The 22,121-nt window shown below is 51.1% G+C and carries 17 protein-coding genes and 1 pseudogene; 12 read left to right on the top strand and 6 right to left on the bottom strand.

Annotated elements, in window-relative coordinates; all coding sequences use genetic code 11:
• Positions 1–46: 46 nt before the first annotated feature.
• The 4 genes from odhB (at position 47) to sucD (ending at position 4,957) form a co-directional block, all read left to right on the top strand.
• Complete coding sequence (gene odhB / locus ACCI49_RS13040; RefSeq protein ID WP_371839451.1) at positions 47–1,243, top strand: 2-oxoglutarate dehydrogenase complex dihydrolipoyllysine-residue succinyltransferase; 1,197 nt, start codon at positions 47–49, stop codon at positions 1,241–1,243.
• A gap of 66 nt (positions 1,244–1,309) precedes the next feature.
• A complete protein-coding gene (gene lpdA, locus ACCI49_RS13035; RefSeq protein ID WP_371839450.1) occupies positions 1,310–2,752 on the top strand; it encodes a dihydrolipoyl dehydrogenase in 1,443 nt (480 codons plus the stop codon).
• Between the two features lie 163 nt (positions 2,753–2,915).
• Entirely contained in the window at positions 2,916–4,082 is a 1,167-nt protein-coding gene (gene sucC / locus ACCI49_RS13030) for an ADP-forming succinate--CoA ligase subunit beta (RefSeq protein WP_371839449.1), read from the top strand.
• Between the two features lie 2 nt (positions 4,083–4,084).
• Positions 4,085–4,957: a succinate--CoA ligase subunit alpha gene (gene sucD / locus ACCI49_RS13025; RefSeq protein WP_371839448.1), complete on the top strand. Its 873-nt coding sequence runs from the start codon at positions 4,085–4,087 to the stop codon at positions 4,955–4,957.
• Positions 4,958–5,128: 171 nt separating this feature from the next.
• Here sucD and ACCI49_RS13020 read toward each other — a convergent pair whose 3' ends face one another.
• A complete protein-coding gene (locus ACCI49_RS13020) occupies positions 5,129–5,452 on the bottom strand; it encodes a transposase (RefSeq protein ID WP_371839447.1) in 324 nt (107 codons plus the stop codon).
• A 636-nt stretch (positions 5,453–6,088) separates the two neighbouring features.
• On the opposite strand from ACCI49_RS13020, the pseudogene ACCI49_RS13015 reads away from it, so the two are divergent.
• Positions 6,089–7,007: pseudogene (locus ACCI49_RS13015) on the top strand (IS1595 family transposase).
• 29 nt (positions 7,008–7,036) lie between these two features.
• Here ACCI49_RS13015 and ACCI49_RS13010 read toward each other — a convergent pair.
• From ACCI49_RS13010 to ACCI49_RS12995, 4 genes are all read right to left on the bottom strand, one after another.
• Positions 7,037–7,507 carry a hypothetical protein gene (locus tag ACCI49_RS13010; RefSeq protein ID WP_371839446.1) on the bottom strand — a complete coding sequence of 157 codons (471 nt, stop codon included), beginning with the start codon at positions 7,505–7,507 and terminating at the stop codon, positions 7,037–7,039.
• A gap of 107 nt (positions 7,508–7,614) precedes the next feature.
• Entirely contained in the window at positions 7,615–8,028 is a 414-nt protein-coding gene (locus tag ACCI49_RS13005) for a hypothetical protein (protein ID WP_371839445.1), read from the bottom strand.
• Between the two features lie 473 nt (positions 8,029–8,501).
• Positions 8,502–9,893, bottom strand: a complete 1,392-nt coding sequence (locus ACCI49_RS13000) for an MATE family efflux transporter (protein WP_371839444.1) — start codon at positions 9,891–9,893, stop codon at positions 8,502–8,504.
• Between the two features lie 12 nt (positions 9,894–9,905).
• On the bottom strand, positions 9,906–10,472 hold the full coding sequence (locus ACCI49_RS12995; protein WP_371839443.1) for a DUF2239 family protein: 567 nt from the start codon (positions 10,470–10,472) through the stop codon (positions 9,906–9,908).
• A gap of 255 nt (positions 10,473–10,727) precedes the next feature.
• Between ACCI49_RS12995 and mtnP the strand changes: the two genes are divergently transcribed.
• Genes mtnP through ACCI49_RS12965 form a run of 6 tightly spaced genes read left to right on the top strand, consistent with a single transcriptional unit; the run spans position 10,728 to position 16,092 of the window.
• Entirely contained in the window at positions 10,728–11,627 is a 900-nt protein-coding gene (mtnP, locus tag ACCI49_RS12990; RefSeq protein ID WP_371839442.1) for an S-methyl-5'-thioadenosine phosphorylase, read from the top strand.
• Positions 11,628–11,632: 5 nt separating this feature from the next.
• Complete coding sequence (arsS, locus tag ACCI49_RS12985; RefSeq protein WP_371839441.1) at positions 11,633–12,580, top strand: arsenosugar biosynthesis radical SAM (seleno)protein ArsS; 948 nt, start codon at positions 11,633–11,635, stop codon at positions 12,578–12,580.
• A 35-nt stretch (positions 12,581–12,615) separates the two neighbouring features.
• Positions 12,616–13,299, top strand: coding sequence for a TVP38/TMEM64 family protein (locus ACCI49_RS12980; protein WP_371839440.1), 684 nt, complete (start codon positions 12,616–12,618; stop codon positions 13,297–13,299).
• A gap of 9 nt (positions 13,300–13,308) precedes the next feature.
• Entirely contained in the window at positions 13,309–14,784 is a 1,476-nt protein-coding gene (locus tag ACCI49_RS12975) for a dihydrolipoyl dehydrogenase family protein (protein WP_371839439.1), read from the top strand.
• A complete protein-coding gene (locus ACCI49_RS12970; protein ID WP_371839438.1) occupies positions 14,784–15,458 on the top strand; it encodes a TIGR04283 family arsenosugar biosynthesis glycosyltransferase in 675 nt (224 codons plus the stop codon). The genes ACCI49_RS12975 and ACCI49_RS12970 overlap by 1 nt, the downstream gene beginning before the upstream one ends.
• Entirely contained in the window at positions 15,451–16,092 is a 642-nt protein-coding gene (locus ACCI49_RS12965) for a TIGR04282 family arsenosugar biosynthesis glycosyltransferase (protein ID WP_371839437.1), read from the top strand. The genes ACCI49_RS12970 and ACCI49_RS12965 overlap by 8 nt, the downstream gene beginning before the upstream one ends.
• Here the strand turns inward: ACCI49_RS12965 and mltF are convergent.
• Complete coding sequence (gene mltF / locus ACCI49_RS12960; RefSeq protein ID WP_371839436.1) at positions 16,089–17,567, bottom strand: membrane-bound lytic murein transglycosylase MltF; 1,479 nt, start codon at positions 17,565–17,567, stop codon at positions 16,089–16,091. The two genes, ACCI49_RS12965 and mltF, sit on opposite strands and share 4 nt — an antisense overlap.
• A 413-nt stretch (positions 17,568–17,980) precedes the next feature.
• On the opposite strand from mltF, the gene purL reads away from it, so the two are divergent.
• Entirely contained in the window at positions 17,981–21,847 is a 3,867-nt protein-coding gene (gene purL / locus ACCI49_RS12955) for a phosphoribosylformylglycinamidine synthase (RefSeq protein WP_371839435.1), read from the top strand.
• Positions 21,848–22,121 lie beyond the last annotated feature (274 nt).

Raw genomic sequence — 22,121 nt, 5'->3', positions numbered from 1 at the left:
CGGGCGGCAGTATTTAAAGCAGAGACAATCTCAGGAAACAGGAAAAATGACGATCGAGATTAAAGCGCCAACTTTCCCGGAATCCGTTCAGGACGGTACTGTCGCCACCTGGCATAAAAAACCCGGTGAAGCCGTATCCCGCGATGAACTGATCGTGGATATTGAGACCGACAAAGTGGTACTGGAAGTGGTTGCGCCGGCAGACGGCGCCCTTTCCGAGATCATTAAGGACGAGGGCGATACCGTTCTCTCCAATGAAGTGATTGCCAAATTTGAGCCGGGTGCCGGCGCCGCTGCCGCTCCGGCGGAAGAAAAGGCTGCGGCACCTGCCACTGAAGCTGCAGCGCCTGCAGCTGGCGAGAAAATCGCCATGCCCTCCGCCAAGAAAATGGCGGCGGAGAAGGGCGTTGACTTGGCTGGTGTGGAAGGCACTGGCAAAGGCGGCCGCGTTCTCAAAGAAGACGTAATGAAAGCGGGTACTGCGCCTGCCGCCACTGGTGCACCTGCTGCCGCCGCTGAAGTGGCTGCGACCCCGGGTGAGCGCGTAGAGAAACGTGTGCCAATGACCCGCATGCGCAAGCGTATCGCTGAGCGCCTGCTGGACGCTTCCCAGTCCACCGCCATGCTCACCACCTTTAACGAGGTGAATATGAAGCCGGTCATGGATCTGCGCAAGAACTACAAAGACCTGTTCGAGAAGACCCACAACGGCACTCGCCTGGGCTTTATGGGCTTCTTCGTAAAGGCTGCGGTAGAAGCACTGAAGCGCTACCCGGCGGTAAACGCCTCTATCGATGGCAACGATATCGTTTATCACGGTTACCAGGACATCGGTGTAGCAGTTTCCTCGCCGAAAGGCCTGGTTGTTCCGATTCTGCGCAATGCCGAAAATATGGGCCTGGCGGATATGGAAAATAATATCCGCGACTTGGGCGTGCGCGCTCGCGATGGCAAGCTGTCTATTGAAGAGATGACCGGCGGCACCTTTACCATCACCAACGGTGGTGTATTCGGTTCCCTGCTGTCCACCCCGATCCTGAACCCGCCGCAAACTGCAATCCTGGGTATGCACAAGATCCAGGAGCGCCCAATGGCGGTAGATGGCAAGGTGGAAATCCTGCCGATGATGTACCTGGCGCTGTCCTATGACCACCGCCTGATCGACGGTAAAGAAGCGGTTGGCTTCCTGGTGGCGATCAAGGAAATGATCGAAGATCCAGCGCGTATCTTGCTCGAAGTTTAAAAAATAAGTTCTGGGGCCTATGGGGCCCCCTCGATCACACTGCATTAGAAATATCTGGAACTGATCATGTCGGAAAAATTTGACGTAATCGTAATCGGCTCTGGTCCTGGTGGTTATGTCGCTGCCATCCGTGCCGCTCAGCTGGGCCTGAAGACTGCTTGTATTGAAAAGTGGAAAAACAAAGAAGGTAAATACGTAAACGGCGGTACCTGCCTGAACGTAGGTTGTATTCCCTCCAAGGCACTGCTGGACAGCTCCTGGAAGTACCATGAGGCCAAAGACGCTCTCGACGTGCACGGCATTGAAGTCGGCAAGGTCAAGATGGATGTGAGCAAGATGATCGAGCGTAAAGGCGAGATCGTCAAAAAGCTGACCGGCGGTGTGGCCGGCTTGTTCACGGCCAATAAGGTGACCTCCATTTTCGGCACTGGCAAATTGCTGGCCAATAAGAAAGTGGAAGTGACCGATGACGAAGGTAAAACCACCGTCTACGAAGCCGAAAACGTAATCCTGGCTTCCGGTTCTGTACCGGTAAATATTCCGCCCGCTCCGGTAGACAACAAAATTATTGTCGACTCAACCGGCGCCCTGGAATTCACTGAAACCCCTAAGCGTTTGGGCGTTATCGGTGCCGGCGTTATCGGTTTGGAGCTGGGCTCTGTATGGAACCGCCTGGGCTCTGAAGTGGTTGTTCTGGAAGCTATGGATAAATTCCTGGCGATCATGGACCAACAGGTAGCCAAAGAATCCCAGAAGATCCTCAAGAAGCAGGGCCTGGATATCCGTCTTTCCTGCCGTGTAACCGGTTCCGAAGTGAAGGGCGAAGAAGTGGTCGTTACTTACCAGGATAAAGATGGTAAGGAGCATCAAGAAACCTTCGACAAACTGATCGTCTGCGTTGGTCGCCGCCCCTACACCGAAGGCCTGCTGGCCGAAGATGCCGGGGTGAAAATGGACGAGCGCGGATTTATCTACGTTAACGACCTGTGCATGACTTCTGCACCGGGCGTATGGGCGATCGGCGACGTAGTGCGTGGCCCAATGCTGGCACACAAGGCCTCTGAAGAAGGCGTTGTGGTTGCCGAGCGCATCGCCGGTCAGAAGCCGATGATGAACTACGACGTGATTCCCAATGTGATCTACACCCATCCGGAAATCGCTGCGGTTGGCCGCACTGAAGAACAAGTGAAGGCCGATGGCGAGCCCTACAACGTAGGCAGCTTCCCGTTTGCGATCAACGGTCGCGCCATGGCCGCTAACGATACCCAGGGCTTTGTGAAAATCATCGCCCACGCGGAAACTGATCGGGTACTGGGTGCCCATATTGTTGGCCCATCTGCCGCAGACCTAGTTCAGCAAGTGGCGATTGCAATGGAATTCGGCTCCAGTGCTGAAGATATCGGTATGACGGTATTTGCACACCCGACTCTGTCCGAGACTGTAAAAGAAGCAGCGCTGGGCGTGAACGGCCATGCGATTCATACCGTAAATCGCAAGAAGCGTAAGTAAGAAGTTTTTTCGATTTCGGGGCACTAATTATTAATTAATTAGCGCCCCGGTTTCATTTGCGGAATTCAAAATTTGCAACGACGGAAATTTTGAGTTTTGTCTTTCAGCTGCAGAGAAATCTGCAATTAGTAAACACATTTTTATATGTGAATTGGTATTGACTATGAACTTGCATGAGTATCAGGGCAAACAACTGTTTGCGGCATACGGATTGCCGGTTTCCAAAGGCATTGCAGCGGAAACCCCGGCAGCGGCAGTAGCAGCGGCTGACGAAATTGGCGGTGATAAGTGGGTAGTAAAGGCCCAGGTACACGCTGGTGGCCGCGGTAAGGCTGGTGGTGTAAAGCTGGTAGATTCCAAGGCAGAAATTGAAGAGTTTGCCAGGAAGTGGCTGGGCGAGCGTCTGGTAACTTATCAAACAGACGAAAATGGCCAGCCGGTTTCCCGTATCCTGGTTGAAAGCTGCACCGACATCGATCAAGAGCTGTACCTCGGCGCTGTTGTTGACCGCTCCACCCGTCGTATCGTTTTCATGGCCTCCACCGAAGGCGGTGTTGAGATCGAGAAAGTAGCGGAAGAGACTCCGGAAAAAATCCTCAAGGCCACTATCGATCCGCTGGTAGGCGCTCAGCCTTATCAGGCGCGCGAGCTGGCTTTCAAACTGGGCCTGAACCCGACTCAGGTTAAGCAGTTCACCAAGATCTTCCTAGGCCTGGCAAAAATGTTCCAGGAAAAAGATCTGGCCCTGCTGGAAATCAACCCGCTGGTAATCACCACTGAAGGTAACCTGCACTGCCTGGACGCCAAAGTGGTTATCGACAGCAACGCACTGTATCGCCACGCTGACTTGCGCGAAATGCACGATCCTTCCCAGGAAGATCCCCGCGAAGCGCATGCTGCCAAGTATGATCTGAACTACGTAGCCCTCGATGGCAACATCGGCTGCATGGTAAACGGCGCTGGCTTGGCCATGGGTACCATGGACATCGTAAACCTGCATGGCGGCAAGCCGGCTAACTTCCTGGACGTTGGCGGCGGCGCTACTAAAGAGCGCGTTGTAGAAGCGTTTAAGATCATCCTGTCTGACGAAAACGTAAAAGCCGTACTGATCAATATCTTCGGCGGTATCGTTCGCTGTGACATGATCGCCGAAGGCGTTGTGGGCGCGGTGAAAGAGGTCGGTGTACAGGTACCGGTTGTTGTGCGTCTGGAAGGTAACAACGCAGATCTGGGCGCCAAGGTTCTGAGCGACAGTGGCCTGAACATTATCGCGGCTACCAGCCTGACCGATGCGGCTCAGCAAGTGGTTAAAGCTGCGGAGGGTAAATAATCATGTCAGTATTGATTAACAAAGACACTAAAGTAATCTGTCAGGGCTTCACTGGCTCCCAGGGTACTTTCCACTCCGAGCAAGCGATTGCTTACGGCACCAAGATGGTTGGTGGTGTAACTCCGGGTAAAGGCGGCCAGACTCACCTGGGCCTGCCGGTATTTAACACCGTGAAAGAAGCGGTAGAAGCGACCGGTGCTGAAGCTTCCGTAATTTACGTACCTGCGCCTTTCTGTAAGGACTCCATCCTGGAAGCGGCCAACGCTGGTATCAAACTGATCGTTTGTATCACCGAAGGTATCCCGACCCTGGATATGCTAGACGCTAAAGTGAAGTGCGACGAACTGGGCGTACGCCTGATCGGCCCGAACTGCCCGGGTGTTATCACTCCGGGTGAGTGCAAGATCGGTATTATGCCGGGTCATATCCATAAGCCGGGCAAAGTGGGCATCGTTTCCCGTTCCGGTACCCTGACCTATGAAGCGGTTAAGCAAACTACCGACTACGGCTTTGGCCAGTCCACCTGTGTGGGCATCGGTGGCGACCCCATCCCGGGCTCCAACTTCATCGATATTCTGGAAATGTTCCAGAACGATCCGCAAACCGAAGCGATCGTTATGATCGGTGAGATCGGCGGTACTGCTGAAGAAGAAGCGGCTGCTTACATCAAGGAAAATGTTACCAAGCCGGTAGTTTCCTACATCGCTGGTGTAACGGCTCCTCCCGGCAAGCGTATGGGTCACGCGGGTGCGATCATCTCCGGTGGTAAAGGCACCGCTGACGAGAAATTCGCTGCTCTGGAAGACGCTGGTGTTAAAACCGTGCGCTCCCTGGCTCAGATCGGCGACGCTCTGAAGGAAATTACTGGCTGGTAATAGCCGGTAAACTTTCTATCAGTGAGAAGGCTGCTTCTTTCGAAGCGGCCTTTTTTATTTGAGATAAATGTAACCGCTCTTGTCAGCTGAATTTTGGTAATCAGCCATTTGCCCGCCAAATTCGATCATAAATCGGTTTAATACCGGCTTTCAGTTTCGAATTGGTATCGTTCATTTTTTTAAGGCAGCTTGCACTGCCAGGTATACCACCTTCATCGTTGAATTATTAGGTGGGAACACTTTGTGCAACTTGGTAGCTTTGTGAATGACGTTATTGAGGGGCTCTATCGCATTCGTTGTATAAATCACTTCATGAATCTTGGGTGGATACTCAAATGGCATGAAGAACTTTGGCCTGTCCTTTGGCCAGGACTTACTGATCTTCGGGTATGGGTCACCGCTCTTATCGGCAAAGCGCTCTCGCCCTAACTGTGCTTCTGGTTCATTAGACGCAATATAGATTTCCTTCAGATTAGCCGTAACGAAAGCGACCACCCCACAGGATTACACGAAAAAATCAAAAGTCACCGGCAAATATGGCCAGAAAGTGCGAGTCCAAATATATGTAATGTGACCCGCCCATGCTGTTTGGGGCTGAGAAATATCAAACTCTTGAATTAATCGGTTTGGGATGTCGGTATACGGCTGTTCCACCTTTTGGTATGTGTGAGATGGCGGTTGAGCACTTTACAAGCGCATTAATTTTATCCGTCGGCGCGCCCAGTAGCGACTGAGGGGAGTTTTACTTTGTGCCACTATTTTGGCAATAGAGCGAGTGCCCGCTGATCCATTACTGATTTTATACGCATTTCTAACCAGGTGTACACTTCACATAGTTTATTCGTGAAAAAATTAAAAACATTGAAATGTATTTTTTCACACCGTCCTACTTGCGACACTCGATACGAGTGATTGGTAAGGTCTTATCCGACAAGGATCAGGCAAGCGATTAGTAATATGATAAATCCTACAGCGTCAACTGGGGCGATTTTAAGTCTTGCATTTAGACTGCTTCTCTTCCTGCAATCTTGGTAGGTATGAATCATAGTTGTTTCTAATTATCACTCTTGCTAAGTCACAGGTAGCTGCATATAAATACAGTTACCTGTTTGATCTGTAAGGAAATCCACCATGGCTCGCAACAAGGTGCAGTTTCAGAAGGCATTAGTTTGACCGAATTCCTTAAAGAATATGGAAGTGAAGAGCAGTGCTTCAACGCGCTCTACCAATGGCGTTGGCCAAACGGCTTCTGTTGCCCTCACTGCGGACACGACATGTCTTATCGCAAGCTCAAACAGTGCAATCGGTGTCGACGTTAAACGTCGGTCACTTCTCGTACAATCTTCGACTCCACAAAGTTAACCCTTACTACTTGGTTCCTCGGGATTTTTCTCATCACTCAGGATAAAAAAGGCATTTCTTGTGTGGAGTTGTCACGTCATTTGGGTATCTCTTACAACACAGCTTGGCGTATGAAGCAGAAACTTATGCAAGTGATGATGGAACGAGACTACCAATACAAGCTGTCTGGCTTCGTTGAATTGATTGACGCCGAGAACGTACTGGATGCAAGCCTGGCCGCGGAGCCAAAGGCAAAAGCCCCTTTGTAGCTGCCGTCGAAACCACCAAGGAAGGGCGCCCCACCCGTATCAAGCTCTCTGTTGTCAAAGGCTCCAAGAACAGAGAAATCTCTACGTGGAGCAAGAAGCATCTATGTAGCGGTAGCACAGTAATCTCCGATGGTCTTGGGTGCTTCAACGCTTTGAAAGACGCAGGCTGTGCGCACGACAAGATTGTTTGTGGTGGCGGTCGGGCTTCTCTTGATGAACCTGAATTTTATTGGGTGAATACTGCGCTCGGTAATTTAAAGAGTGCTCTGCGTAGCACCTACCATGCGATTAGGATGAAATATGCGCAGCGTTATTTGGCTGAATTTCAATATCGGTTTAATCAAAGGTTTGATATGTCAGCGCTAATTCCCCGGCTTATTTTTGTCTCGCTTCGCATACCACCGATGGCGGAAAGGTTGCTGAAAGTTAGCTTAGAGTAGGTGGTGATTAGGTAAAACTTAGCGCCAAGCTAAGCGGACGTGGCTCTGCCACGCCCGCTTGAGCGCTTTGTTATATTTTTTGCTGTGCAAACTAGAACACATAAATAAAAGAACAATATGAAAGTAAAAGCCGCCCGAGCGATCACTTTATTTGTGTTCAATGAGTAGTATGAAAGTATATTTGGCGAATTTTCTGACAATGCTATGAAGTGGTGATTCTCTTCAATCGCGCGTATAACTTCTGACGAAGTAGTTACCGTATCAAAAATCATGAAGTAATGAGCAAATGCGATTATTAATATTGTAGAAAGGCTAGCAACTTTGAGCCTTTTTGCGTGGCTAATAAAGTTGCGAGCTTGTTCCGACGATATTAGCCAGCCTATAGCCGCAACCTGTAAACCAATTGTTGCCCATACAATATTAAGGTGAATACTTTTATTGTTTTCCAAAGCTTTGAACAAAAGCTGAAAAACTAGTTCATCATTACTCGTGAGGGCCATGTATCTCTCTCAAAATATCGCCGGTAGCAACGGCGGCCGAAGCTAAGCGTAGGCCGTCCAGGTAGCGTTTTTTTGCGTTGTTGATGTTGCTTACCTCTGTTATGAATTTATGCCAATGATCTACCGTGCTCTAGTGCTGCCTTAAAATCTTCAATTTTTACCCACGTTTTGGACTGCATATGGGAATCCCAGTCATCTTCATTATATCTGTGTTTAGATATAAAGTAGTCGTGACTCAAGCATTCTATTCCTTTATCTGTCACAGCGAATACGCCAAAAACAGCTATAACCTTACCGTCTAAGTTTAAATGCTCTGCCTGCCTAATTACGCTTGAAAGCTCACCGTTTGGAAGTATGACCTCTTGGCTATATATGTGCGGCGACTCTTCGGCAAACTTGCGCTGCAATCTACTAAAGGGCGTATAGCATTCGTAACATTCATCAAGAGTAAATGACTGTTCGCCTAAGAGTTCATCGAAATTCTGACAGTGACTAACATAGTTATCTATAAATTCACCCATCTTCCAAATCCTTGTGATTCATAAGAGGTTATTAAAGAGCCGGTGGCTCACTATCCATTTGGCCGCTATTTCTAAAATGCGCCCTTCAAGCTCTGCAGAAAAGCCATTATTTACAGTAGGTCATAGATTCTCGATCAAATAGTAACCGGTGATAGTGAGCAATAGGCTTGTGTCACTTGGGTCTACCGCTCGCTCTTGAACACATTTTACCCACAATTAAATCAGTCAGTTAAGGTAAATTTTCTGTGGATATCAGCCATGGCTCTATAATTCGGGCTTTTACATCTGTGATCAGCCCATTTAGTATTGTACATACATACAAAAAAAGGGGTATTATCATGGATAGTATTCATTACAGGCTTCCCCGCTCGGTGGCCATATTTAGTGTGTCACTACAGCGTTGACTCGACTGGGTCGGTAGGTTGCAGTTTAAGTGGCGCTTTAGATAAATTAACAGATTGGGCTGAATGAACTTAGCCAGATATTTCTCGCGCACTATACAAACCATATTTGTGCCCGTGGTTACGCCCCCGTTGATAAAGGATGATAACTGTTAAAGTAAGTAGCATCACCTCTGCGACTGGCCCCGCATACCATATCCCCACTTCACCGAATATCAGCGGTAAAACTAAAATTAGCGGCAATACAAAAATGTAGGTCTTTGTCAGCCCAAGAATGGCCGCACGTTTGGCATCGCCGATAGCCTGAAAAAATGTGCTGATCATCATCAGTGGTCCTGCTAAAAAATAAACCAGCGTCATCATCGGAAGGATACGCGCAACTTCTTCAATAATTTGCTGGTCGTTGACAAACAGGGCTCCCAATGAGCCTTTCAGTATTAGCACACCGAGCTGTAACGCCAGACAGTAAGCGAATGCTATTGTCAGGGCGATATTGATGCTGCTATCGGCACGGGACCAACTTTTAGCGCCAACATTATTGCCAATCAAGGTCTGAAATGCCTGGCTTAGTCCGAGTAGCGGCAGGAAGATAAAGGTCATAATACGGGTGGTGATACCGTAGGCACCAACGGTCGCATCGTAGTTGTCGCCGCCCCAGGTCTGGATACTGAAAATTACGGCTATGGATGTGAGTGAGATACCGATGTAACTCAGGCTGGATGGTAAGCCCAAAGATAGGTACTCAGGCCAGAAATCTCGTTTGTGTGAGAGCCGGATAATTTGTGTATCGATCACCGTGCTGCGGCCGTAATAGCGATAGCCAGCCACGATCATAAGGGCGATTGCCTGGGCCAGGGCGGTGCCATAAGCAGAACCGGCCACACCCATCTCCAAATGCGCAATAAAAATATAGTTGAACACAATATTGAGCATTACCGATGAAAGGGAAACCATGGCCATTAGGGATAGTTGCCCTTCACATCGCAATGTATCGGAATTCACTGAGCCGATAAACTGGATTGGAGATAGAAAGATTAATATCGATAGATAGGTGTACCCCATCTCCGCTAGATCTTCTGAGCCGTTGGCTACTAATAATGTTAATGGTTTGCCTCCGGCAACAAATAGCAACATCAATACAGCGCAAACAGCCAGTGCCAATGTAACTGCCTGGGAAAATGCCTGCCTCGCCTTATCTTTCTCTCCTGCGCCGAGTAACCTGGCCTGTACACTAGAGTAGCCACTGGAAATTAATGAAGATAGCGCTATCAGCAACATAAACATTGGGAATGTTAAAGTCACTGCCGCTAACGCCTCGGCTCCTACGTATTCCCCTAGAAAGTAGGCATCCAGCAAGGTAAACGAACCGTTTACCAGCATAATCAGAATAATCGGCGCTGCTGTCTTAAAGAAAACTGGCAGCAAGGCACCGCTAACAAATACATTGTCTTGTTGTTGAGTCATAGTAAGTCCGTTTTACAAATTACCGCTGTGCATTTCCGCGATTTCATTAAATTTGATTAGCAAAAGCTGTTTGAGGTCACCTGGCCAGGAGTGGATGGCTTTTTTAAAACTGATTTTGCTGTTTCTATATAGAGCACGACTGGCTTCCTCGAAGCCCGGGGTATCTCCGGCAACCAGTAGCAAAAAGCTATCCAATTGCTGCTGTTTTGTAGAGATACGCTCTTCGAGCGAAACATGTTTTTGCGCTTGCTCAACCAACTTGCGAAGAGTAACAGAAGCGCCACCGGGCTGCTGGCTCAGCCACTCCCAGTGGTTGGGAAGCAGGGTAACCTCCTTGGAGGTAACGCCTAATTTGGGACGTCCGCGTCTGGTTTTTGGTAGGGGTGTATCAGTGTTTAGCTTTGCCACTACTTCCTCTATATCACCGTGCCAATCTACTTCAACCCGTTTACAGCTTTCCGTTTCGAAGATAATCGGTTCATGTGTCGCGCCCATATCTTTTACTCGGCGAACAATTATTTCCAGTTTTCCCCGTGCGATGATTCGTTGCTCGTCGATAGCGATATAGTCGATAGCCAAGGTGCCCCCTTTATTTACCAGGGTAAAATATTTATACCCTGGTAAATATAGTCGATTGATTAGTTAATGTACACCGGGTACTTCTCTGTCTGGATGCAATCTATGAAGTAATCCTATGGAAGAGAGGGCTCCTAAGCTAAGCCTGTCCGGTTTAATTGCTTAACGTAAGAGCTTCATTTTTGTTTACATGTCAGTGATATACACGACCTGCGAGCACTCCTATACTGCGGAAAAACCAACTGTTTAGGAGTGAACATGGCTAGGGCTTTAATTGGCGTTATCGGGGGCAGCGGTCTTTATGGGATGCAGGGGCTAACTGAGGCGGAGGAGGTTCAGGTGGACACTCCCTTTGGCAGCACTTCGGACCCGATTGTCTGCGGCAAGCTTCAGGGCATTCCTGTTGCTTTCCTTGCCCGTCATGGACGCGGCCATCGCCTGATTCCCTCCCAGGTGCCTTATCGGGCAAATATCCATGCACTGCGCCAGTTGGGCGTGCGTTATATCCTTTCGCTCTCCGCTGTAGGCTCTTTGCAGGAAGAGGTGCGTCCGCTGGATATGCTGATCCCAGACCAGTTTATCGATATGACCCGCAAGCGGGAGGGCACTTTCTTTGGCGATGGTGCTGTAGCCCATGTTTCCATGGCCGATCCCGTATGCCCCGCTGTGGCGGATAGCCTGGCGCGGGCGTTTGCCACAACACAGGATGGAGAGCCAATTAGGTTACACCGGGGCGGTAGCTATATCTGCATCGAGGGTCCCCAGTTTTCCACCCGCGCCGAGTCGCACTGGTATCGCAGTATGAATGCATCGGTGATCGGAATGACCAATATGCCCGAGGCAAAACTCGCCCGCGAGGCGCAAATTGCCTATGCAACTCTCGCTATGGCAACGGATTATGATTGTTGGCATCCCCGGGAAGAGGCGGTGACTGCAGATGTAGCTATCGCCAATTTGCAGCAAAATGCTGCCCGTGCTCAAAAGATTGCCGCAGAGGCTATTCGCCTGCTCGGTACTGAACAACCTGAATCCGCTGCCCACACTGCACTGGCGAGCGGGCTGGTGACACCTGTAGATGCCATGCCGGAAGAAAAACAAGCTGTAATAAAGACGCTACTTGCGCCGACAGAACCAGTGCTTGAAGAAGTGGAGCACTGAGTCGAATGCACGAAACACTGCCGTTACTGGAAATATCGGACTTCCCGGCGATCCGCCGGGAAACAATTGAAACTCTGCAAGTTAATATTGGTTATCGTTGTAACCAAAGCTGCGTGCACTGCCATGTGAATGCGGGCCCCAATCGTACCGAGATGATGTCGGACGACAATCTGGAATTACTATTGGGCGTTATTAAAGTCAGAGGTGTTCGCACCCTGGATGTTACTGGCGGTGCACCAGAGCTTCACAGCGGGTTTAGGTCTTTAGTGGAAGCTGCACGTGCGCTGGATGTGCATGTGATAGACCGCTGTAATCTCACCGTATTGTTTGAGTCTGGGCAGCAAGATACTGCCGAGTTTCTCGCGCGGAACGGTGTAGAAGTGGTTGCCTCATTACCTTGCTACTCCATGGAAAATGTCGATAAACAGCGGGGAAAAGGTGTTTTCGATAAAAGTATTGCCGGGCTGCAAAAGTTGAATGCTTTGGGCTATGGTAAATCGGGGACTGGTCTTCAACTCAACTTGGTTTATAACCCCCAGGGCGCTTTTTTGCCCCCGGAGCAGGGGGCTCTTGAGGCGGACTATCGCAGGGAATTGGCAGCGTATTTCGGAATTGAATTTAATCAACTGTTTGCCCTCGCTAATATGCCGATCAAGCGCTTTGGTTCCATGCTGATTTCCAAAGGGCAGTTTAAAGACTATATGAGGCTACTTAGGGAGAGCTACTCTGCGTCTAACCTTGAGGGGGTGATGTGTCGCAACTTGGTGAGTGTCGACTGGCAGGGAAATCTATATGACTGTGACTTTAATCAGCAGTTGAATATCCCTGTGCCAGGCCGACTGCACCTACGTGACCTGCTCGAAGCAGACCTAAAGGGTTCAGCAATCTGTGTGGCTGATCACTGCTACGGCTGCACTGCCGGACAGGGCAGCAGTTGTGGTGGCGCTCTATAACGTAAAAAGAATTAGGGAGTGGAGGGCAGAAGTGCGTGGGTAAGAAAATTCTGCTGTTAGCCTTTATTGCTGCATTGGTGATCGCCTTTTATGTATTTGATTTAAATCAGTGGCTGAGCCTGGAAAAACTACAGGATGGCGGTGAGCAGTTTCAGCAATGGAAAGCCTCTTCGCCATTTTTGGTGAGCTTCCTGTTTCTTGTTTTTTATATTTTGGTGACCGGTTTATCCTTACCCGGTGCGGCCATTCTCACTATTGCCGCGGGCGCTATTTTTGGTTTGCTGTGGGGCACTGTCATTGTGTCTTTTGCCTCAAGTATTGGCGCCACCCTGGCGTTCCTGATGGCCCGTTATTTATTTCGTGATTATGTTCAGGAGAGGTTTGCTGCACGCCTGCAGGTTGTAAATAGCGGTATTGAGCGGGAGGGCGCTTTTTATCTTTTTGCCTTGCGTCTTGTGCCCATTTTTCCATTTTTTCTGATCAATATTCTGATGGGGTTAACCCATCTTCGAGTCTGGACATTTTATTGGGTGAGCCAGTTAGGCATGCTCGCCGGGACCATAGTCTATGTTAATGCTGGGACCCAGCTTGCGCGCATAGAAAATCTCAAGGATATCACCTCCCCGCAACTATTGTTGTCTTTTGCCCTGCTGGGCATTTTCCCTCTGTTGGCAAAATACTTCCTCAACTGGCTTAAACGTCGCCGCGAGGCCAAGTGAGTGACTCCAATGAGAAAGCCCAAAAAGTTTGATCGCAATATTATTGTTATTGGTGCTGGCGCTGCAGGGTTAGTGAGCGCATACATTTCTGCGGCGGTAAAGGCCAAGGTGACTTTAATTGAGTCGGGAAATATGGGTGGGGACTGCCTGAATACCGGCTGCGTGCCCAGTAAGGCGCTGATTAAGTGTGCTCGTGTGGCGCACTCTGCGCGTACTGCAAGTAATTTTGGTGTGGGCCTGCCGGAACCGAAGATTGATTTTCCTGGCGTGATGCGTCATGTACGGGAATCCATCCAGCAGATTGAGCCTCACGATAGCGTGGAGCGTTATTCAGATCTCGGTGTGGAAGTAATAAAAGGGTACGCGCGATTAGTAGATCCTTGGACAGTCGATATTACCTTGAATAGTGGTGGTGAAAGGTCCCTACGTGGACGTGCCATTATTCTGGCTACTGGTGCTGAACCTACGGTGCCACCATTCCCCGGCCTCGACACGGTCAATTATCTGACAAGCGAAACACTCTGGGATAGGTTTGCTCAGTTGGATACGGCACCGCATAGATTGGTATTACTGGGAGGTGGTGCCATCGGTTGTGAATTGGCCCAGGCATTCACCCGCTTGGGGTCAAGGGTTACCTTGATTGAGCGGGATGAACGTTTACTCCCCCAGGAGGATCACGAAGTATCGAAGACCGTTTCCCTGGCATTGGAATCTGAAGGGGTTCGCCTTCTCACTGGGCATGAGGCGGTCTCTTTTAGTGGAAGTGAAGATCGTCGAGAGGGCATATTAAATTTGCGTAATGCCGAGGGTGAAACACAGGTGACATTTGACGAAGTTATCCTGGCACTTGGCAGGCGCGCCCGGACCAAAGGGTTCGGGCTGGAAAAACTGGATTTACTGCAGGATGGCAAGCTGCCAACGGATGCCTTCCTGCGCACTCGTTACCCCCATATTCTTGCAGCTGGGGATCTCGCGGGCCCTTTCCAGTTTACCCATATGGCTGCGCACCAAGCTTGGTATGCTGCGGTGAATGGCCTTTTTGGCGATATTAAGAAATTTGCTGTGGATTACTCACTGGTACCTTGGGCAATATTTATTGATCCTGAAGTGGCCAGTGTGGGGCTTAGTGAGCATGAGGCCAAGCAGCGCAATATCGCCTATGAGGTTACTCGTTACAATCTTGATGACCTGGATCGCGCAATTGTGGATGGCGCGGCCCGGGGTTTTATTAAAGTACTTACGGTACCGGGTAAAGATAAAATATTGGGAGTCTCCATTGTTAGTGAAAATGCAGCGGAGCTTATAGCCGAGTTTGTATTCGCTATGAAGCAGGGTTTGGGGCTGAATAAAATTCTATCGACCATTCATATCTATCCGACTATGACTGAAGCCAATAAATTTGTTGCAGGAAACTGGAAGCGAGCCCATGCACCCAAGAGGTTGTTGCGTTGGCTCGAAGTGTTCCATCGCTGGAGACGAGGTTAGTGCAGTACTCTGTTGTAGTTCCGCTACTGAATGAGCGAGAGCAACTGCCTGATTTAATTGTGCAGTTAAAAGAACTCGAGGCATCCACCAGCTGTGAAATTATCCTGGTGGATGGGGGTAGCACTGATGGTAGTGTGGAAATTGCTACTAAGGAGGGGCTCCAGGTAATTTCCTCTCTGCGCGGCCGGGCTTCGCAAATGAACGCCGGTGCGGCCGTTGCCTGTGGGAACTGGCTGCTATTTTTACATGCGGATACACGTTTGCCCCAGGATGCCTTGAGTGCTGTTGCTTCAGCAGTGGCACAGGGGGCCGAGTGGGGCCGTTTTAATATTCGTATTGATGGTGAAAGTTTTTGGTTTCCCCTGATTTCCACCATGATTAATTGGCGCTCGCGTCTAAGTGGTATCGCCACTGGCGACCAGGCAATTTTTGTTCGGCGTTCTCTTTTTGAAAAAATAGGAGGATTTGCCAGGCAGCCATTGATGGAGGATGTCGAATTGAGCAGGCAATTAGTAAAAATTGCCCGGCCATATTGCCTTCATCAAAAAGTCTCAACATCTGGTCGCCGCTGGCAAAAATTTGGTGTATTGCGAACGGTATTATTGATGTGGCGTTTGCGTTTCGATTATTGGCGCGGTGTGCCTGCGAAATCCTTGGCCAAGCGTTATGAATAGTCTTTCGAGAAAAGGTATACGCCTCGTTGTGATGGCCAAGGCACCACTGGCTGGCTACGCCAAGACCCGCCTAATTCCTGCACTGGGTGAGCAGGGAGCGGCGAGGCTGGCGGAGAGGTTGTTGTACCATACCCTCGAAGAGTGTGTGAGGGCTGAGCTGGGACCTGTGGAGCTGCATGTGGCACCTGACCCGTCTATCGCCTTTTGGCAGGACTTCCCATTGCCTGCTGGGGTCTCCGTTTATGGCCAGTCCCAGGGCAATCTTGGTCAACGCCTATGGCATGCTACCGGGAATGCACGGGCACTGGGACAGGGACTCCTGTTGCTTGGCACCGACTGTCCATCCCTTACCGCGCGGCGTTTGCGAGCTGCTGCAGAAGGGCTGCAGGTGTCCGATTCGGTAATGTATCCGGCAAAAGACGGTGGTTATACGCTACTAGGACTTAAGGAAATACAGGCGCGGCTGTTTGAAGATATTCACTGGAGTACTGAGGTTGTTGCTCGACAGACTCTGGATAGACTTTGGGAGTGTGGAATGAGCTGCCAGCGCCTTGAGGCGCTGGCAGATATTGATGAGCCAGGGGATTTATCTTTTCTGCCAGACGGTTGGCGGGAATTAGTCCGTGCGGGTTAGAGTGCCGGAGCTGCGCTAGCTTCGGCTTCTATTGCGCTACCATTAGCGAGAATCTCGCGATTTTCATCATTGGCTGCGGCCAGGCGCTGCTCCTCAATACGGCTGCTCCAACTCAGCAGGGCCTGGTAATGGCGGATATTCTGCACATAGGTTACCGGCTCCCAGCCACGCGCATAGCCATGCTTGGTAGTCTTGTAGTACTGGCGCTTGGCCAATAGTGGCAAATGGTCGCGCACATCAGGCCACAGATCCGGGTTGCGGCCCATGCGCTCAGTGAGGACACGGGCGTCCTCTAGGTGGCCATAGCCCACGTTATAGGCGGCAAGCGCCATCCAAGTTCTATCGGGCTCGCGAATGCGCTCAGGTAGTTTATTGCGAATTTGTACGATATAGCGTGCCCCTCCCTCGATACTCTCCTCGGGATTGAGCCGGTTAACTCCAAGATCTTTGGCGGTATTCAGAGTAAGCATCATCAGGCCACGCACTCCGGTGCGGGAGCGAGCGCGGGGATTCCAGTAGGATTCCTGGTAACTGAGCGCCGCCAACAAATGCCAGTCCAGGTTATGCTGGTCTGCCACTTTCTGCATCGCTCCGCGCCATTTTGGCAAACGCTCGCGGCTGCGTTTGGCAAATGCCTGGGCGCCGCCGACGTTCAGGTCGCTGACATGGCCAAAGAATTCCTCGCGCAGTTGCGCAATCATGCCGTTAGTATTGGCGCGCAACATAAATAAACGTGCGCTCTGGTAGAGGCTGTCATCGTCGCTCTTGGGGAATGCCCAGGAAACCGGCTGGAACTGGGTGAGATTGAAAGCAACGGCGGTATTGGGATATAGACCGCGGTGTACGGCATAGGCATTGGAGTCCACTACTGCGTAGCTGTACTTGCCCTGCTGTACCATCTCTACCAGCTCCATTGCATCCACATCAGACACTTCTTCCCAATCTAACAGTGGGTAGCGCTGGGAGAGTTTTTTCAGTTCCTCCGCGTGGGCACTGCCGGCGATTACTGCGACGGTCTTGCCTTCCAGGTCGCTGGTCCTGCGTGGGCGCTGTTCGCCAACGCGGTATATAACCTGCTGGCGGATTTCGAAATAGGAAGGGGCAAAGCGCACCTGCTCACGGCGCTCAGGGGTGACAGTGAGGCCGGCGGCGGCGAAGTGTGCACCCTCTTCGGGATCGCGCAGGCGCTCAAACATATCGTCTAAATCGTGGACGTCGCGAATCACCAGCTTAACTCCGAGTTCTTCGGCAAAGGCGCGCAACATCCCATATTCAAAGCCGGTAGGGGCGCCGGATGCATCCTCGTAATAAGTGGTGGGGCCATTTTGTGACAGCACAACCAGCTCACCAGAGGCCTTAATCCGCTCAAGAGTGCTCGGTGCTTTGCTGGCAACCAATAGGGAGGCGCAGCATGACATGGCCAGACCTTTTAACAGGCGGCGGACATAGCGCAGCACACGGCTTCTCATCATCATAGGCTGTCCCCTCTAGCTCGTCCGTTAGTTTTATTGCTGTTATGCCTAGGGCCTGGTGAAGGTCGGTTCGCCAGGACTTTTGTGGCCAAAGCTGACACAGTCCGCCAATTTTACATTATTCGGCGACAATCTGCCCAATTTGGCATTTGGACACTGTGATCTGTGCGCTTGAAAACTCTTCTGGACTTTTGTAGGCAATTTTTTACGCCTCTCGCTAAACACGTATTCAGTAATAAGTTTGTTCGCCTTTTGAACATATTGATTGCTATTTAGTTCATGTGAACTCAAGTGTCGGGCGGGTGTGTTGGAGTGGCGATGCTTCAGGTACAATTGCGCCTCTCAAATTTCCGGGGCCTTGTGCGATCTTTCTTTCGCACATTTTTTCTCATTCAGACAAGAGGCAACCTCCCGCAATGCTAGTTCTGCGTGGTGCTCCCGCACTGTCGAAATTCCGCCATAAAAAACTGCTCAACCAACTGCGCGCGCTGCAACCGACCATAGACGACCTCTACGCCGAGTTCGTGCACTTTGCAGATAGCGACTCACTGGATAACAAGGAGATGGCGCTGCTTGAGCGGCTGCTCCAATATGGTCCGACTGAGGAAAAGCACGAGCCGAAAGGTGAACTGATCCTGGTGGCACCGCGTCCGGGTACTATTTCTCCCTGGTCCTCCAAAGCCACCGATATTGCCCACAATACCGGCCTGGCAAAAATCCATCGCCTGGAGCGGGGAATCGCATACTACCTTACCGGCGTGGAATTAACTGACGCTGAACGTCAGGCACTGGCTTCACAGCTGCACGATCGTATGGTTGAGGTGGTCTTTGCCGACTTTGAGCAAGCACAACAGCTGTTTGTTGAAGAAGAGCCCCGCCCACTGCGCGGTGTGGATATCCTCGACGGTGGTCGCGAGGCACTGGAAGATGCCAATGTCACCCTGGGCCTGGCTCTTGCCGAAGACGAAATTGATTACCTGCTTACCAGCTTTCAGGAACTGGATCGCAACCCCACCGATGTGGAGCTGATGATGTTCGCCCAGGCGAACTCCGAGCACTGTCGCCACAAGATCTTTAATGCCTCCTGGACTATCGACGGCGAAGAAATGCCGCACTCCCTGTTCGGCATGATCAAAAACACCTATCAGAAGGGCGGCGACAATGTACTGTCTGCCTATTCTGACAACGCTGCGGTTGTAACGGGCAATGTAGCGGGGCGCTTTTACCCCGACCCAAAAAGCAAGGAATATAGCTTCAGCAACGAAGCTATCCATATGCTGATGAAGGTGGAGACCCACAACCATCCGACTGCAATTGCGCCTTTCCCCGGCGCCGGCACCGGTGCCGGTGGTGAAATTCGCGATGAGGGTGCAGTGGGTCGTGGCTCCAAGCCGAAAGTGGGCCTGACCGGCTTTACCGTTTCAAACCTGCAGATCCCCGGTTGGGAGCAGCCCTGGGAATCCAATTACGGTAAGCCCGAACGCATCGTTACCGCCCTGGATATTATGATTGAGGGCCCCATCGGCGGTGCCGCGTTTAACAACGAGTTTGGCCGTCCGAATATCTGCGGTTACTTCCGTACCTTTGAAGAGAATTTTGATGGCGAGCGCCGTGGCTACCATAAGCCGATTATGCTCGCCGGTGGTTACGGCAATATCCGTGAAGAGCATATCGACAAGCCTGAATTCTCCCCCGGTGCCAAGCTGGTAGTATTGGGTGGCCCGGCCATGTTGATCGGTCTCGGCGGTGGTGCTGCCTCCAGTATGGCCAGCGGTTCCAGCTCCGAGGATTTGGATTTCGCCTCTGTACAGCGCCAAAATCCGGAAATCGAGCGCCGCTGCCAGGAAGTGATCGACCAGTGCTGGCAGCTGGGTGAGAAAAACCCCATCGCCTTTATCCACGATGTGGGTGCGGGTGGCCTTTCCAATGCCTTCCCTGAGCTGGTAAAAGATGGTGGCACCGGCGGCAACTTTGAGCTGCGCAATGTGCCCTGCGATGAGCCGGGTATGAGCCCGCTGGAAATCTGGTGTAACGAATCCCAGGAACGCTACGTACTGGCGGTAATGCCGGAAAACCTGGAGCGCTTCGAGCAAATTTGTGAGCGCGAACGCGCACCTTTTGCCGTTGTGGGTGAAGCCACTGAAGACAAGCACCTACTGCTGAACGACACCAAGTTCGAATCCAAACCGGTGGATCTGCCGATGTCTGTGCTGTTCGGCAAGCCGCCGCGTATGCATCGCGAGGCAGAGATTCGTAAGGTTGAAACCAAGACGTTTTCCACCGCAGATATCGATCTGAATGAAGCTGCTGAACGCGTGCTGCGCCTGCCCACTGTGGCCAGTAAGAGCTTCCTGATCACTATCGGCGACCGCACGGTAACCGGCCAGGTATCCCGTGATCAGATGGTCGGTCCCTGGCAGGTGCCGGTGGCGGACTGCGCTGTGACTACCGTCGCCTATGACAGTTATGCCGGTGAAGCTATGTCCATGGGTGAGCGCACCCCGGTGGCTCTGCTGGATGCTCCGGCTTCTGGCCGCCTGGCAGTGGGTGAAGCGATTACCAATATCGCTTGTACTCCGGTGAAACAGCTTTCTGATATCAAACTCTCCGCCAACTGGATGTGTGCTGCAGGCCATCCGGGTGAAGAGGAAAAACTCTATCGCACAGTAGAGGCGGTAGGTATGGAGCTGTGTCCTGAGCTGGGTATTACCATCCCGGTGGGCAAGGACTCCATGTCTATGCGCACTGCCTGGGAAGAAGAGGGTGAGCAGAAGGCGGTTACCGCGCCCCTGTCTCTGGTAATTTCCGCCTTTACCCCGGTTACTGACGTGCGCAAAACCGTTACCCCACAACTGCGTACTGACAAGGGCGAAAGTGAGCTGCTGATGATCGATCTGGGCGCCGGTAAAAACCGCCTGGGCGGTTCCTGCTTGGCGCAGGTCTACAACGAGCTGGGTGACAAGCCCGCAGACCTGGATGACGCCAGGAAGCTGAAAGGTTTCTTCGAGGTGGTGCAGCAGGCGTTGAATGAAGACCTGATCATGGCCTATCACGACCGCGCCGATGGTGGTCTGTTCACTACCCTGGCGGAAATGATCTTTGCCGGCCGTGTGGGTATGGACGTGGAAATTTACGAACTGGGCGAAGACCCAATTGCCGCACTGTTCAGTGAAGAGTTGGGAGCAGTACTGCAAGTCCCTGCCTGCGAAGCGGATATGCTGGTACAGCGCTTTGCCGCGGTAGGTGTTCCGGCGCATCAGATCGGCTACCTGAATAACAACGAGCACCTGTGTATTACCAATAATGGTGTGGAAATTTTCAATCGAGCTCGTGCCGAGTTGCAGCAGATCTGGTCGGAAACCAGCTTCCGTGTCCAGTCCCTGCGCGATAACGCCGACTGTGCCGAGCAGGAATTTGCCGCAATTACTCAGGAAGATCCTGGTCTGTCAGTAAATCTTACCTTCGATATTAATGAAGATATCAGTGCGCCTTATATCGCCAAAGGTATTCACCCAAAAGTCGCCGTGTTGCGCGAGCAGGGTGTTAATAGTCAGGTGGAAATGGCGCACTCCTTCCATCGCGCTGGTTTTAATGCTATCGACGTACATATGAGTGACGTCCTCTCCGGCCGCGTTGCCCTGGATGAGTTCAAGGGCCTGGTGGGCTGTGGTGGCTTCTCTTATGGTGATGTACTCGGTGCCGGTGAGGGTTGGGCTAAAACCATCCTGTTTAATGATCGTGCTCGCGATCAGTTTGAGGGCTTCTTTAACCGCAAGGATACCTTTGGCCTGGGGGTGTGTAACGGTTGCCAGATGTTCTCTGTGATCAAAGAGCTGATTCCTGGAGCCGACCACTGGCCGCGCTTTGTCCGCAACCTGTCAGAGCAATATGAAGCGCGCTTTGCCCTGGTGGGTATTGAGGACTCCCCTTCAGTACTGTTTAAAGGCATGGCGGGTACTTATATGCCGGTTGCCGTTGCCCATGGTGAGGGCCGAGTGGAATTTGCCAACCAACGGGCACTGGAGCAGTGTGAAGCTTCCGGCACTATTGCCATGCGCTACCTGAATAACAAAGGTGAGATTAGCCAGACCTATCCGGCCAACCCCAACGGCTCAGTAAATGGTATTACCTCCCTGTGTTCTGAGGATGGTCGCGTGACTATTATGATGCCGCATCCTGAGCGTGTTGCTCGAGCTGTCAGCAATAGCTGGCATCCAGATGAGTGGAAAGAAGATTCCGGCTGGATGCGCCTATTCCGCAACGCGCGGGTATTTGTCGACTAAGTTGAACGCTCTATTGGCTGTACTTTGTGATGGATCAATATCCCAAAGTGCCCCGATGTTTGTCGTGGCGACATTGTCGTTGTCGCCACGATTTCCCTCCTAGACTTTCACAGCTTTTAAATGTCTCTGGCGCCTAATCCGCCATGCCAGAAGATGACTTGATATTTCCTGCTACACTTAAACGATTATTCGAAATAACTTTTTTCGCTATGGTGCAGTTATCTGTATCGATTATTGAATACTTTTCTGTTTGCTATGGGTGCTTGCAGCGTGG

This window comes from Microbulbifer epialgicus (assembly GCF_041447265.1).
Classification (GTDB): Bacteria; Pseudomonadota; Gammaproteobacteria; order Pseudomonadales; family Cellvibrionaceae; genus Microbulbifer; species Microbulbifer epialgicus.
This window is presented reverse-complemented; position numbering and strand designations above follow the sequence as displayed.

What these genes read in the sequence shown, in the direction of transcription:
- odhB (WP_371839451.1), top strand. Translation starts at nt 47, where the DNA reads ATGACGATCGAGATTAAAGCGCCAACTTTCCCGGAATCCGTTCAGGAC.
- sucC (WP_371839449.1), top strand. Translation starts at nt 2,916, where the DNA reads ATGAACTTGCATGAGTATCAGGGCAAACAACTGTTTGCGGCATACGGA.
- ACCI49_RS13010 (WP_371839446.1), bottom strand. Translation starts at nt 7,507, where the DNA reads ATGGCCCTCACGAGTAATGATGAACTAGTTTTTCAGCTTTTGTTCAAA.
- mltF (WP_371839436.1), bottom strand. Translation starts at nt 17,567, where the DNA reads ATGATGATGAGAAGCCGTGTGCTGCGCTATGTCCGCCGCCTGTTAAAA.
- purL (WP_371839435.1), top strand. Translation starts at nt 17,981, where the DNA reads ATGCTAGTTCTGCGTGGTGCTCCCGCACTGTCGAAATTCCGCCATAAA.
- ACCI49_RS12975 (WP_371839439.1), top strand. Translation starts at nt 13,309, where the DNA reads ATGAGAAAGCCCAAAAAGTTTGATCGCAATATTATTGTTATTGGTGCT.
- sucD (WP_371839448.1), top strand. Translation starts at nt 4,085, where the DNA reads ATGTCAGTATTGATTAACAAAGACACTAAAGTAATCTGTCAGGGCTTC.
- ACCI49_RS12965 (WP_371839437.1), top strand. Translation starts at nt 15,451, where the DNA reads ATGAATAGTCTTTCGAGAAAAGGTATACGCCTCGTTGTGATGGCCAAG.
- mtnP (WP_371839442.1), top strand. Translation starts at nt 10,728, where the DNA reads ATGGCTAGGGCTTTAATTGGCGTTATCGGGGGCAGCGGTCTTTATGGG.
- lpdA (WP_371839450.1), top strand. Translation starts at nt 1,310, where the DNA reads ATGTCGGAAAAATTTGACGTAATCGTAATCGGCTCTGGTCCTGGTGGT.
- ACCI49_RS13000 (WP_371839444.1), bottom strand. Translation starts at nt 9,893, where the DNA reads ATGACTCAACAACAAGACAATGTATTTGTTAGCGGTGCCTTGCTGCCA.
- ACCI49_RS13005 (WP_371839445.1), bottom strand. Translation starts at nt 8,028, where the DNA reads ATGGGTGAATTTATAGATAACTATGTTAGTCACTGTCAGAATTTCGAT.
- arsS (WP_371839441.1), top strand. Translation starts at nt 11,633, where the DNA reads ATGCACGAAACACTGCCGTTACTGGAAATATCGGACTTCCCGGCGATC.